At 71.3% G+C, this 13,382-nt stretch carries 8 protein-coding genes and 4 tRNA genes; 6 read left to right on the top strand and 6 right to left on the bottom strand.

All coding sequences use genetic code 11. The features are described from left to right. Positions 1-104: 104 nt before the first annotated feature. From ITJ50_RS15780 to ITJ50_RS15765, 4 genes are all read right to left on the bottom strand, one after another. Positions 105-1,250 (bottom strand): DUF1963 domain-containing protein, encoded by a 1,146-nt coding sequence (locus ITJ50_RS15780; protein WP_152427274.1) that lies wholly within the window; start codon positions 1,248-1,250, stop codon positions 105-107. Between the two features lie 407 nt (positions 1,251-1,657). Continuing rightward, positions 1,658-1,732: transfer RNA gene (locus ITJ50_RS15775), tRNA-Val, on the bottom strand. Between the two features lie 47 nt (positions 1,733-1,779). Then, a tRNA-Cys gene (locus tag ITJ50_RS15770) sits at positions 1,780-1,853 on the bottom strand. An 82-nt stretch (positions 1,854-1,935) separates the two neighbouring features. After that, positions 1,936-2,007 (bottom strand) — tRNA-Gly (locus tag ITJ50_RS15765). 215 nt (positions 2,008-2,222) lie between these two features. On the opposite strand from ITJ50_RS15765, the gene ITJ50_RS15760 reads away from it, so the two are divergent. The 5 genes from ITJ50_RS15760 (at position 2,223) to ITJ50_RS15740 (ending at position 9,036) form a co-directional block, all read left to right on the top strand. Then, positions 2,223-2,295: transfer RNA gene (locus ITJ50_RS15760), tRNA-Val, on the top strand. Between the two features lie 115 nt (positions 2,296-2,410). After that, positions 2,411-3,976 carry a DUF3375 family protein gene (locus tag ITJ50_RS15755; protein ID WP_194590895.1) on the top strand — a complete coding sequence of 522 codons (1,566 nt, stop codon included), beginning with the start codon at positions 2,411-2,413 and terminating at the stop codon, positions 3,974-3,976. After that, positions 3,973-4,761, top strand: coding sequence for a DUF4194 domain-containing protein (locus ITJ50_RS15750; RefSeq protein WP_017887423.1), 789 nt, complete (start codon positions 3,973-3,975; stop codon positions 4,759-4,761). Before ITJ50_RS15755 ends, ITJ50_RS15750 begins: the two co-directional genes overlap by 4 nt. Continuing rightward, complete coding sequence (locus ITJ50_RS15745) at positions 4,758-8,126, top strand: ATP-binding protein (RefSeq protein WP_194590894.1); 3,369 nt, start codon at positions 4,758-4,760, stop codon at positions 8,124-8,126. Before ITJ50_RS15750 ends, ITJ50_RS15745 begins: the two co-directional genes overlap by 4 nt. 622 nt (positions 8,127-8,748) lie before the next feature. Then, complete coding sequence (locus tag ITJ50_RS15740; protein ID WP_052481620.1) at positions 8,749-9,036, top strand: hypothetical protein; 288 nt, start codon at positions 8,749-8,751, stop codon at positions 9,034-9,036. A 166-nt stretch (positions 9,037-9,202) separates the two neighbouring features. Here the strand turns inward: ITJ50_RS15740 and ITJ50_RS15735 are convergent, their stop codons facing one another. Then, positions 9,203-10,669: a peptide MFS transporter gene (locus ITJ50_RS15735; RefSeq protein ID WP_194590893.1), complete on the bottom strand. Its 1,467-nt coding sequence runs from the start codon at positions 10,667-10,669 to the stop codon at positions 9,203-9,205. A 198-nt stretch (positions 10,670-10,867) separates the two neighbouring features. On the opposite strand from ITJ50_RS15735, the gene ITJ50_RS15730 reads away from it, so the two are divergent. Then, positions 10,868-13,018: an acyl-CoA dehydrogenase gene (locus ITJ50_RS15730; protein WP_071250795.1), complete on the top strand. Its 2,151-nt coding sequence runs from the start codon at positions 10,868-10,870 to the stop codon at positions 13,016-13,018. A 68-nt stretch (positions 13,019-13,086) separates the two neighbouring features. Here ITJ50_RS15730 and csrA read toward each other — a convergent pair whose 3' ends face one another. Then, positions 13,087-13,380 (bottom strand): carbon storage regulator CsrA, encoded by a 294-nt coding sequence (gene csrA, locus ITJ50_RS15725; protein ID WP_194590892.1) that lies wholly within the window; start codon positions 13,378-13,380, stop codon positions 13,087-13,089. Positions 13,381-13,382: the final 2 nt, after the last annotated feature.

The following is a 13,382-nucleotide window of genomic DNA, read 5'->3' as shown; positions in this document are numbered from 1 at the left end:
GGACCGGTCCGGGAGTGTGGTGCAGCAGCTCGAGGTCCTGCACCGGCAGGCCGGTGACGCTGGCTCGAGACGGTCGACCGGAGCGGAATCTTGCGGTTCGCGGTCTACGTCTGCGTGAGGACCTTCGCGTGACCGTGGCCGTCGGCGAAGACGTACGCGGATCCGCCGCCGAAGTTCACGCCGAGGGGGTCCTCGTCGAGCATCGCGACGAACCGGTATCCGTCCGGAGTCTCGTCGTTCTGGATCCACGCCGGTCTCCCGCCCCACTGGCCGGCGACGGTGACACCGTCGGCGCGCGCCTCGGCCAACGCGTCGGAGTAGTCGTCCGCGGCTGCCTGGTGCACGCCGAGGAGCCACGGTGCACCGGCCATCACGGCGGTGCCGGACGATGATGCCGGCCGTCCGGCCGGGTGCAGGTCGCGTCCACCGACGACGATGGCAGCGTTGCACCCGGCGTACGGGTCCCAGGACGGGCAGGAGCCCGGGTCTGCCTGGCAGATGAAGACGAGGATGAGGCTGCCGTCGTGCTCGAGCTGCGCGGTGAACTGCATCGGCTCGTGGTGTTCAGCGCACGTCGGCCAGTCGAAGCCGTCGGGAACGCTGGGCTGCCCGCCGAGTCGTGAGGACACCAACGGTGCGGTGAGGTCCGACCGGTACGCGCCGAGGAGCCGAACACCGGCTCGGGTTCGACGTACTGCGACAGCGTCGTGACTCCGGGTCGACGACGACGCGGCGCTGAGGCGGATGCTCTCCGGCGTGCCGCTGCGGATGGCGGCGACGACGAAGGACGGGTCGTCGGTGGGGAGGTCCCATCGCAGGAGGGACTGGTAGGGCTCCTTCCCTGTCCCGGTGTACGGGGCAGGGCCGTTGTCCTCCGCCAGGAGCATCCGCTCGACCTGCCAGGCGTCCAGGAGTGGGTACCCGGCGCCAGTTGCCTCGGAGACGATCCGGGTTGCGGTTCGCCGAGCGATCGCCTGCCGGCGCTGGCGGCCGCTCCGGTACAGGACGAAATGGAGCAGGTGCGCGACGATGGGGAACGGGAGCACCCACACGGCCGCGAGGAGGGACGACTGGCTCTGACTGCGGTAGTCGAACGCGTCGTAGTACACGGAGAGGGCGATGTAGGCGATGACGCCGAGGGTGTACACGAGTGTGTACACGGCGCCGAACACCCGCAGGCCCGGCGGGGTGCGCACCGCAGCAGCAGCGCTGGTGTCGATGATGACGTCCGGCGGCAGATCCGCTGTCAACGGCGGGGACCGAGCGTGTGACGCGAGACGACGGCGGAGACTGCCACGCCGACGAACGATGCGGCGGCGTCTGCACCGGTGAGGACACCCGCGGACGGACGGTGTCGGTGTGGACGGTACGTGCTCATGCTGCTCCCCCGAGAGTGCTGTCCCTCCACGCTACCGCCATGCCGGTGGTCGCCTGCCCACCCCACTCGAGCGCTCCACCCACGCAGCCGCTGATCAGATGTCGGGAAGCAACGGGCCGACACGAGCACAACAGCTCGAGTCAGACCGATGCAGCGAAGACCGCCGACGGAGTCGCCGTCGCCGGATCCGTGCCGGGTCCGCGGACCGGCCCATCCGGCCACCCTTGGAACGACGAAAGCCCCCGACCGGACCTGGTGGTCCTGCCGGGGGCTCCGTGGTGGTGGGCGATACTGGGATCGAACCAGTGACCTCTTCCGTGTCAGGGAAGCGCGCTACCGCTGCGCCAATCGCCCAAGTCCCTGTGTGGACCGGAGTCCATCAAGGTCTTGGAGGGTGGATCTGGAGGTGGGGACGGGATTCGAACCCGCGTGGACGGCTTTGCAGGCCGCTGCCTAGCCTCTCGGCCACCCCACCATCGAGGTTCACGTCTCCGTGAGTACCCGAACGGTGGGATACCCTCTGGTGAGTCACGGGCCTTCGAGAAGACCCACACTCGAGCGGATGACGAGATTCGAACTCGCGACCCTCACCTTGGCAAGGTGATGCGCTACCACTGCGCCACATCCGCACTTGTCGTTCCGCTGTCGCGGCGACGACGTAAACTCTATACGCACCGGGGCACTTCCACCAAAATCCTTCCCGTTCACCGGGCGTGTCCCCCGAGTTCATGCGGATCGGGGCGGTTCGGCGCCCCCTGCGGACAGCGCGCCACACCCGGGCCGCGCGATGTGTTCGATGCGTCGCCGGACTTCCGCTAGTATCGATCCGCACGAACAGTGCAGGGGGCGATTGGCGCAGTTGGTAGCGCGCTTCGTTCACACCGAAGAGGTCATCAGTTCGAGTCTGGTATCGCCCACACAGCAACACGAACACCACTGACAAGAGCCCGACGCAGCAGCGTCGGGCTCTTGTCATCTCATCAGGCCGCAGCACGCGGGCCAGACCACCAGCACGATCGGACGAAGGGGCGCATGACCGACGTCGACCTCGAGTTCGCCCGGGTCCGAGCGGTCCTCGACCGTCCGACCCTGCGGCTCATGTCCCGGCCGACCAGCGCCACGGTCCTCGCCGTGTTCCGCACGGTCTTCGACCGCGACGTGCAGTACGTCCCCGCCGACCGCATGCACCTGCAGGTCGAGGAGCACGTTGCGCGCCTGCAGGCAGCGGGTGCCCGCGTGCCCGCCAGCGACCAGGCGGTGCCGACGGCCAGTAAACAAGCCGACACCGAACAGTCCGACGGTGAGCAGGAGGCCCGCCCGAACGGCCGCGCCCTGTGCCGCGAGTGGGTCGGCGCCCAGTGGCTCGTCCGCTCGAACTCCCCCGACGGCGACGAGCAGTACTCCCTTACGAGCCACGCGCTCGAAGCGCTGAGCCTCGTCGACGCCCTGTCGGCCGACCGCGCCCTGATCAGCGAGAGCCGGCTGGCGATGATCGTCGACGCGGTGCACCGGTGGGCGGCCCGTGCCGAGCCGGACCCCGACGTGCAGATCCGACGGATCGACGCCCAGATCGCCGAGCTGCAGTCCGAGCGTGCACGCCTGGAGCACGGTGACGACGTCGTGGCGGTGGACGACGACCGGATGCGCGACGGGTACACCAACATCTCCGACCTGATCCGGCAGCTCCCGAGCGACTTCAAGCGCGTGGAAGAGGCGGTCGCGACGATGCACCGCTCGATCGTCGAGGACTTCCGGCAAGAGGTCCGCCCGATCGGCGAGATCCTCGACGACTACCTGGCCCGCACCGACAACCTGATGGAGGCAACACCCGAGGGCCGTGCCTTCGAGGGTGCCTTCGAGCTCCTGCGCGACGATGCCCTGCTCCTGCGGCTCCGGGACGACATCGCGACGATCCTGGCGCACCCGTTCGCGCAGGGCCTCGGAGCTAGCGAGCGTCGGGCCTTCCGCAACACCGTGACGATCCTGCGCCAGGGCATCGAGGACGTGCTCGCCCAGCGCCGTCAGCTCACCGCCACGCTCCGCGACCAGATCGTCGCCCACGACGTGGTGCGCGACCGCGAACTCGACGCCGTGCTCCGCTCGATCAACCGCGGCCTCGCCACCCTGATGGACCAGGGCGGCGCGCGTGACCGGATCCCGCTGCCGCTCCTGCCGGCGGCGGCCGAGGTCGGCACGCTGCGCGAGCGCTTCTACGACCCGGACGCCGAGTCCGTACCGCCGCCGATCGAGGAGCCCGACGACGACGTCTTCGAGGACCTCGACGTCGAGATGCTCCGCAAGCACGGCGGGCCGCTGCTGACCGAGCTGCGCGCTGCGCTGCGCTTCGCCGAGGCCGACTCCAGCGTCGACGCGTTCCACGGGCTGCCACCCGAGCAGCGCCGGCCGGTCGAGCTGTTCGGCCTCGCGCACCTGCTGACGGGGCACGAGGACTTCGAGTCGGCCGCCCACGTCGCCGAGCACCGGACGGTGCGTCCCGACGGCACCGCGATCACCTTCCAGATGCCCACCGCTGCGCTCGACGACGAGCGCACTCCGGTCGGCGACGCACACGACGAGAACGCACAGGAGGCACGGTGAGCGACACGACGCCGGCACCGGTCGACGACACGGTCCCCTACGATGACCCCGCATCCGTGATGCAGGACGACGAGCGTGACGAGTCCAGCTTCGCCCTCTTCGAGGGCGACGAGGGCCGGCTCGACGAGCACCAGCGGCGCGCCCTGGTGGCGCTGCTCCGGCACTCGTACGTCAGCTCCCGCACGCACCCCGACGAGTGGCGTGCCGTGCTCGACGCCGAGTACCAGCTGCGGTCGCGCCTGAACGACCTGTTCCTCGAGCTGCACGTCGACCGTGACCGCGAGGTCGCCTGGAAGCGCCAGGCCCGGTCGGAGAGCCAGCGCCGCACGTTCCCGACCCTGCTCCGCGACCTGCCGTACACCCGCGAGGAGACGATCGTCCTCGTCTACCTGCGGATGCGTCTGCGCGCCGACGCCCGACCGGGCCCGGACCAGGTCGTCGTCGACCGCTCCGAGATCCTCGGGCACGTGGCGGGCTTCCGTCCGGCGACCGCGACGGACCGCACCCGCGACGAGGGCCGGGTCGCGAAGGCGATCGAGCGCCTCGTGACGGCGCGCATCCTGATCCGCACGTCAGACCCGGACCGCTTCCGGGTGGCGAGCGTCGTCGAGGTGCTGCTCCCCCTGGAGCGCCTGCTCGAACTGGACGCCTGGTTGCGGACCACCACCGCACAGGACGAGGCGACCGCCCCGGGCGGCGAGCCGACCGACGGGGACGACCCGGGCCTCCCGGCAGACGGCGAAGCCGAGACCGACACCGACGACGAAGGCGAGACGGAAGCGTGACCGACACGTTCGAGATCCCGGCGCTCTTCGACACGGTCGCGCAGTGGCGCGCCGAGTCGATGCAGGTCGTCAACTGGGGTGGGTTCCACGGCCACCGGCAGGTCGAACTGTCCGGCACGGCGACGCTCATCTCCGGTGCCTCGGGCACCGGCAAGTCCACGCTGATGGACGCCTACCTGGCCGTGATGATGCCGTCCGACGTGCCGTTCAACGGCGCCTCGAACGACGCCACCACCGGCCGCGCCCGCAGCGCCGACCAGCGCAACCTGCTCACGTACCTGCGCGGCAAGGTCGACACCCGGCGCGACCCGGAGACCGGCAGCCTGCGCGACGTGAACCTGCGCGGCGACGACCAGACCACGTGGGGCGCGGCGGCGGTCACGTTCCGGAACGACGACGAGCGACGCTTCACGGTGCTGCGCGCGTACATCGTGCCGAAGCGTGCCCGCGGGGTCGGTGACATCCAGATGACCATGGCGACGGTCGACGACACCTTCGACCTGCGCCGGCTCGAGGAGTTCGTGCCGTCGCGGTTCCACCACCTCGAGCTGACCGGCCGCGTGCCGGGGCTCGTCATCCGCGACACCTACCAGGAGCTCGCGTACACGCTGCAGACGCGGCTCGGCATCGGTGACTCCGGTGGCGGCAACCGGGCGATGCGCCTGCTCGCGCGGATCCAGGCCGGCCAGCACCTGCCGACGGTCGACGCGCTGTACAAGTCGCTCGTGCTCGAGACCCCCGGCACGTACGAGGCGGCCGACCGGGCGCTCGCGCACTTCTCCGCCCTCGACGAGGCGTACGAGGCGATGGACACCGAGGAGCGCAAGGTCCGCATCCTCTCCCCCATCACCGACCTGCACGACGAGATCTCGCGCGCGACCGAGGCCGCAGCGGCCCTGGACGGCATCGCCACCGGTGCCGAGGTGTCGCCGTTCGCGCACTGGACGGCCTCGCGGAAGCGTGACCTGCTCGACGCCGAGGTGTCGCGCAACGCTCGCGAGCGCACGGCATCGCGCGCCGAGGTGGCCGCGGCTGAAGCCCGGCACGCCGCCGTCGAGATCGAGCTGCGCGACGCCGAGGCCCGACTCCGCGACCAGGGCGGCAACGCGCTCGCCCAGCTCGAGGACCGCATCGAGCGGCTCACCCGGGAGCGCGACGGGGTCGTCCGGACCCGGGCGACGTTCGACGAACGGACCGCCGTGCTGGGCACGTCCGTCGCGACCGAGGCCGACTTCACTGCCGCGCAGCGCAGCTCGCACGAGTTCCTCGGGTCGTACGCCGACGCCCGCACCGCGCTCGATGAGCGGCGCGACGCCCTGACCCGCGAGGAGTACCCGCTCCTCGACCGCGAACGGTCCCTGCGGCAGGAGCGCCAGTCGCTCGAGCACCGGCAGGGCGCCATGCCGCTGCCGATGCACGAGGCCCGGCTCGCGATGGCGCGTGCCGCCGGCATCGACCCGGCCGAGCTGCCCTTCGTGGCGGAGCTGCTCGACGTGCTGCCCGGCGAGGAGCGCTGGCGCACGGCCATCGAGTCCGTCCTGGCGCCCGTCGCCCGCACGCTGCTCGTCGACCAGGACCGCCTCGGCGACTTCAGCGAGGCGATCGACGCACTTCGCCTGCCCGTTCGCGTGCAGTTCGAGGGTGTGCCGACCGGCCCGCACCTCGACCTCGACGGCGACCCGGCCATGGTCTCCGGCAAGCTCGCGATCAAGCCGTCGCCGTTCAGCACGTGGGTGCGCGAGCGGATCGAGTCGGACCGCACCGATGCCCGCTGTGTCGCCTCGGCATCGGACCTGGGCGGTGGTGGCCGCCGCGTCACCGAGTCCGGGCAGCTGCGCGACGGCCGTCGTGGCGCGCACGGTGACCGCCGGCAGTCGAACGTCATCGGGTTCACGAACGAGGCCCGCGTCGCCGCGGTCGAGCAGGAGCTCGCCTCGATCGCCGAGGACCTCGCGACGCTCGAGGCACGCCGCACCGACGTCGCACAGGACCTCACCGCGCTCGACGTGCTCCGCGCCGCCCACCAGCACGTGGTCGACGCCACGTGGGCGGCGATCGACGTCGACGGGTTGGGCGCCTCCCTCGCCCGGCTCGACGAGGAACGGCAGGCACTGCTCGCCGCCGACGACGGCCTCCGGACGCTCCGGGCCTCGGTCGCCCGGCTGCGCAAGTCGCTGGACGAGGCTGCCGACCGCCGCTCCGCCGCACGGCTGTCCGTGCAGCGGCTCGAGGAGCGCCACGCGGTGCTCGTCGACGGCCAGGACGCCGCCGCCGAGATCCTGGAGCGCTTCGAGTCCTCGCCCGGTTCGCTGCCGGACGACCAGCAGGCCCGCCTGCTCGAGGAGACCTTCGAGGAGATCGGTGCGCCGGACGGCGTCGACGGGTTCGACGACGCCACGCGACGGCTGAAGCGTCGGCTCGAGGAGCGGCTCTCCCAGGCCCTCGACGGCGCTGCGGCGGCCTCGACCTCGTTGACGCTGACGTTCCAGCGGTACCAGGATGCCTGGCCCGACCCGAACCTCGGCACCGGCGTCGCGTCGTACCCCGATTACCACGCGATCCTCGAACAGATCGTGGCGACCGGCCTGCACGCGCGTCGGAGCGAATGGCGTCGGCGCCTGTCGCAGTGGAGCGGCGAGGACCTCGTCCCGCTCGCCGGCGCCTTCGACCGCGCCGTCGTCGAGATCGAGGAGCGCCTCGAGCCGGTCAACGAGATCCTGCGGGAGCTGCCGTTCGGCGCGAACCGGGACCGCCTGAAGATCCAGATCCGCCGGGTCACCCGCGAGGACGTCACCGCGTTCCGCCGCGAGCTCCGCGCCCTGTCCGCCTCGGTCGACACCGAGCTGACCGACGACGTGCTCGAGACCCGGTTCCGACGGCTCCGGCGCTTCATGGCCGTCATCCGGCCCGACCCGGACGCCGCCCGTGGCCGCACCACCCAGCGCGACGCGGTGCTCGACGTCCGGCGGCACATGGAGATCACGGCGGTCCGGTACGACACCGACGGCAACGACCTCGGCGTGTACTCGTCGCTCGGCGACAAGTCCGGTGGTGAGACGCAGGAACTCGTGGCGTTCATCGTCGGCGCTGCGCTGCGGTACCAGCTCGGCGACGAGACCCGTCCCCGTCCGCGGTTCGCGCCGGTGTTCCTCGACGAGGCGTTCATCAAGGCGGACTCGGAGTTCGCCGGCCGTGCGGTCACCGCGTGGCTCCGGCTCGGGTTCCAGCTCGTCGTGAGCGCGCCGCTCGACAAGGTCACGGCGCTCGAACCGTCGATGGAGCGGCTGCTGTCGATGCGGAAGCACCCCGAGACGGGCCACTCGTCCATCACCGAGATCGCCCGGGTGGAGCCGGCGGCCGTCTGACGCGGGCGGGGGTGGTCGCGGGGTGGTCGCGGGCTGGTCGCGGGGTGGTCGCAACACCCTGCTCAGGTTGGCCGAGTGGTCATGAACTGTCGCCTGGCGGCGGCGCCGCCGACACTTCGTGACCGGCCGACGCGCTCCAGGCGGGGTGTCCTGACCACCCGGGCCGCGCTCTGGACGCGCCCAACAGTGGCCCGGAGGCGCGGCGCGGGCCCGCCACGCGCCTCCCGGCCGCCGTCCCGCCGGTCGCAACACCCCGCTCGCCTTCGCCCGCTGGTCATATACCGTCGGATGGAGGCCGCGTCGCCGACGGTCTGCGACCGCTCGGCGCTCGCACGGCGGGGTGTCCTGACCACCCGGCGGGGTGTCCTGGGGTCACGATGACGGTCTGGAGGCGCGGCGCGGGCCCGCCACGCACCTCCCGGCCGCTGGTGGGCCGGTCGCAACACCCCGCGCACCTTCGCCCGCTGGTCACATACCGTCGGATGGAGGCCGCGTCGCCGACGGTCTGCGACCGCTCGGCGCTCGCACGGCGGGGTGTCCTGACCACCCGGCAGCGGGGCCGTCAGCGTGTCGGCAGGCGCCGCACAGACGTTCCTTGACCGCCCGACGCTACGGTGATGGCGTGTTCGGACGCCACCGCTCCCCCAATCCCCGCCCCGACGACGCTGCCGGTCTCGGCATCGGTGCCCTCGTGCAGGTCATCGACACCGATAAAGGTGGCGAGCAGTGGGCCGACGAGCCGATCGGGGTGATCGTGGCTCCCGGTGGGAGCCAGATCGGCGGGACACAGCGCACGTGGACTGTCGCGTTCGAGGAGCCCGTGTACACGAAGGACGGCCGCGGCCCCTTCGAGCGCGCGACCGTCCTGAGTCGTCAGCTGGTGCCGGTCACGACCGACAGCGGCGAGTAGTCCGGGTCAGGGACTCAGTACTCTTCGGAGCCGCTCTTCATCATGGCTGCGACGGCCATGCAGCACCCGACGCCGCCGAGGACGCCGACGCCGATGATGATCCCTGCGATGAGTTCGAGCATGGGTGGTGACTCCTTGGTTGCTTCGGCGTGTGGCTCCGCTCAGGTTACCGGATGCCGCGCATGAGCCGCAGCACCGGCTTGGCCAGGATCAGCAGGACCACGCCCACCGCGACGGCGACCAGGCCGAGGATCGTGAAGTACGGGGCCTCGTTCGACGGGTCGTAGTACCGGGACAGCACCCCGGTGACGGCGGTGCCGAGTGACACCGACAGGAAGAACAGCGCGACCATCTGGGTCTGGAACTTCGGCGGCGCGAGCTTCGTGGCGACGGACTGACCGACGGGCGAGAGCAGCAGTTCGGCGAGGGTGAACACCAGCAGGATGCCGACGAGTGCGAGCAGCGGCGTGCCGTTCTCGCCCGAGCCGACGAACGGCAGGAACAGCAGGAACGCGAGCCCCATGATCCCGGTGCCGAGCGCGAACTTCGTCGGGGTGGACGGCTGGCGGTCGCCGAGCTTGGTCCACAGGGCCGCGAAGACGCCGGACAGCACGATGATGAAGATCGGGTTGATGGACTGCACCCACGACACCGGCATCTCCCACCCGAACAGGGAGCGGTCGAGCCGCTGGTCCGAGTAGACCGTCACGACGGTGAACTGCTGCTGGTACAGCGACCAGAACACGGCGCTGCCGATGAACAGCGGGATGAACGCGAAGACGCGCGACCGCTCGTCGCGGGTGATGCCGCTCGACAGGATGACGACGAAGTACCCGATGGTGGCCAGCACGACGACGACCACGACGACGGTGGGCAGGTTGCCGACGTTCAGCAGGCCGGTCAGCACGGCGATGACGATGACGACGAGTGCGACGATGACGCCCGCACCGATCAGGGGCAGCCGGCGACGGTCGACGGGGTTGGCGACGTGCCGGACCACCTCGGGCAGCTTCCTCCGCCGGATCGCGTACTGCACCAGGCCGGCGGCCATGCCGACCGCGGCCAGGCCGAAGCCCCAGTGGAAGCCGAGCGAGCTCTGCAGCAGCCCGGTGAGCAGCGGCCCGAAGAACGCGCCGAGGTTCACGCCGAGGTAGTAGAGCGAGAAGCCGGCGTCGCGTCGGGGGTCCTCGCGGCTGTACAGACCGCCGACGATCGTGGTGGCGGTAGCCTTGAGTCCGCCGGAGCCGAGCGCGATCAGGACGAGGCCGACCCCGACCCCGGCCACCCCGGGGATGAGCGCGAGGGCGATGTGCCCGAGCACCACGACGATCGCGCTGCCGAACAGCGTGCGGTCCGCGCCGATCAGCCGGTCGGCGATCCACGCCCCGATGATCGTGAACAGGTAGACCGCGCCGCCGTAGGCACCCATGATGCCGGTGGCGATGCCCTTGTCGATCCCCAGACCGCCCTGCGTCAGGGAGTAGTACATGTAGATGAGGACGATGCCCTGCATCCCGTAGAACGAGAACCGCTCCCAGAGCTCCACCGCGAACGGTGTCGACAGTTCGAACGGTTGCCCGAAGAAGGTGCGTCCGGGACGGGCTTCGCGGTCCGCGGGGGTGGTACGTGACATGGCGGCAAGTCTGCCCCCGGGCGGCCGGGCGCGCCCAATCGTCGAACACCCCTCATTTCTTTGGAGGGTTCCCACGACGCCGTGACGGCACCGACGACACCGGGTTGTGCGGCGTGCACGGCGTTCCCGCCACTGTCGGCAGGGGTGTCTAGCGTGGACGGTGCAACACGGACACCGCAGTTCAGGAGGACTCCGACCATGGTCGACACCGCACCCGCCCAGCGCACCACCCCCGCCAGCGGCAGCGACACCGCGCCGGACGTCGACGCGAAGAACGCCGCGCAGCACGCTGCACCGAACGCCGACGCCGCCGGCGACCCGGCAGCGGGCACCCCGACCGCCGGCACCGACACCGACGTCCACATCGACGTCGAACTGGTGCAGGAGCTCCTGCTCGGACGCTGGGCCGAGGACCGCCGGATCTCCCGCCGCCTGGCGCTCGACCCAGCGATGCAGAAGATCGAGGGCCAGCCGATCCCCGAGCACCGGGCACGCGTACTCGAGCAGCTCCGCACCCTGGTCGACGCCGGTGCCATCCAGCGCCCCTACCCCGCCGAGTTCGGCGGCCAGGACAACCACGGCGGCAACATCGCGGCATTCGAGGAACTCGTCGTCGCCGACCCGTCGATGCAGATCAAGGCCGGGGTGCAGTGGGGGCTGTTCGGCTCCGCCGTGCACCACCTGGGCACCGAGGCGAACCACCGTGAGTTCCTGCCGGGCATCGTCTCGTTCGAGGTCCCCGGCTGCTTCGCGATGACCGAGACCGGCCACGGCTCGGACGTCCAGAGCATCGCGACGACGGCCACGTACGACCCCGCGACCCAGGAGTTCGAGATCCACACGCCGTTCCGTGGCGCGTGGAAGGACTACATCGGCAACGCGGCCTTGCACGGTCACGCCGCCGTCGTGTTCGCGAAGCTCGTGACCGCGGGTGTCGACCACGGCGTGCACGCGTTCTACGTGCCGCTCCGCGACGTCGAGGGGGCGTTCCTGCCCGGTGTGAGCGGTGAGGACGACGGGCCGAAGGGCGGCCTGAACGGCATCGACAACGGCCGGCTCGCGTTCGACCACGTCCGGGTCCCCCGCACGAACCTGCTGAACCGCTACGGCGACGTCGCCGCGGACGGCACCTACTCGTCACCGATCGCCTCGCCCGGCCGCCGGTTCTTCACGATGCTCGGCACCCTGGTGCAGGGACGGGTGTCGCTCGACGGCGCCGCGGTCGTCGCGCAGAAGATCGCGCTGCAGATCGCCCTGACCTACGCGATGCAGCGCCGCCAGTTCCCGACCGGCGACGGCACCGAGGGCGTCCTGCTCGACTACGGCCGACACCAGCGTCGTCTGATCCCGCGCCTGGCGACGGTGTTCGCGCAGTCGTTCGCGCACGAGAAGCTCCTGCGCACCTTCGACGACGTCTTCAGCGGGCGGAAGGACACCCCGGAACGACGCGAGGACCTGGAGACCCAGGCGGCCGCGTTCAAGTCGATGTCGACCTGGTCGGCGCTCGACACCCTGCAGGAGGCCCGTGAGGCCTGCGGCGGTGCCGGGTTCCTCGCCGAGAACCGTCTGACCGGGCTCCGCGCCGACCTCGACGTCTACGTGACGTTCGAGGGCGACAACACCGTGCTGCTGCAGCTCGTCGGCAAGCGCCTGCTCACCGAGTTCCGCGCGAAGGCCCCGAAGGACCCGGCGTCCACCGCGAAGTTCGTGGCGGCCGTCGCCGCGTCGAAGCTCGCCGACGCGTCGGGCATCCGTCGGCTCGGCCAGACCGTGGCCGACCGCGGCTCGCTGGCCGCGAGCGTCGCCGACCTGCAGGACCCCCGGACGCAGCGGGAACTGCTCGCCGGTCGGGTCGACACCATGGTCGCCGAGATCGGGATGCGCCTGGCGTCGGCCGGCAAGGACCGCGCCCGCGCGGCCAGACTGCTCAACCGCTCGCAGCACGAGCTCATCGAGGCGTCCAAGGCGCACGCCGAACTCATGCAGTGGGACGCCTTCACCGAGGCGCTCGACGAGGTGACCGAGGGCGACACCCGCCGCGTGCTCGTCTGGCTGCGGGACCTGTTCGCGCTCGGCCTGCTCGAGCAGCACCTGGACTGGTACCTGCTGCACGGCCGGCTGTCGGCGCAGCGTGCCCGTGCGGTGTCGGCGTACGTCGACCGGCTCGTCGCCCGGGTGCGTCCGATCGTGCCGCAGCTGCTCGAGACCTTCGGCTACGAGCCGGGTCACGTCCGTGCGCCGATCGCGCTCGGTGCCGAGCAGGCCCGACAGGACGAGGCTCGTGCCTGGTTCGCCGCCGAGGCCGCCGCCGGCCGCCTGCCGGAGCAGGAGAAGAAGCCCCGTCCGTGACGGACGCGCAGCCGCGCCCGTATCGGAGGAGCGGCCGCGCCCGTGACGGGCGTGGCCGCTCCGGACGACTAGGAGTCGGCCGGCGCGGAGTCGGACGGTGCGGACGAGGCCGGGCCGTCGGCGGCAGCCCCGCCACGTGCCCCGAGCGCCGCGCGCAGCTGCGCCTCGGCGTCGTCGCCGGCGGCAGCGGCCTCGGCGTTCGCCTCGGCGACCGCACGCACGACCTCTTCCCGCTGGATCTTCACGCCGCGCGGGGCGTCGATGCCGATCCGGACGCCGTCGCCCCGGGAGTCGAGCACCGTGATGACGATGTCGTCGCCGACGAGGATCCGCTCGCCGACCTTCCGCGTGAGTACCAGCACCC

The organism is Curtobacterium sp. VKM Ac-2889 (genome assembly GCF_015350855.1).
In the GTDB taxonomy this organism is placed as follows: domain Bacteria; phylum Actinomycetota; class Actinomycetes; order Actinomycetales; family Microbacteriaceae; genus Curtobacterium; species Curtobacterium poinsettiae.
This window is presented reverse-complemented; position numbering and strand designations above follow the sequence as displayed.

What these genes read in the sequence shown, in the direction of transcription:
- ITJ50_RS15755 (WP_194590895.1), top strand. Translation starts at nt 2,411, where the DNA reads ATGACCGACGTCGACCTCGAGTTCGCCCGGGTCCGAGCGGTCCTCGAC.
- ITJ50_RS15730 (WP_071250795.1), top strand. Translation starts at nt 10,868, where the DNA reads ATGGTCGACACCGCACCCGCCCAGCGCACCACCCCCGCCAGCGGCAGC.
- ITJ50_RS15735 (WP_194590893.1), bottom strand. Translation starts at nt 10,669, where the DNA reads ATGTCACGTACCACCCCCGCGGACCGCGAAGCCCGTCCCGGACGCACC.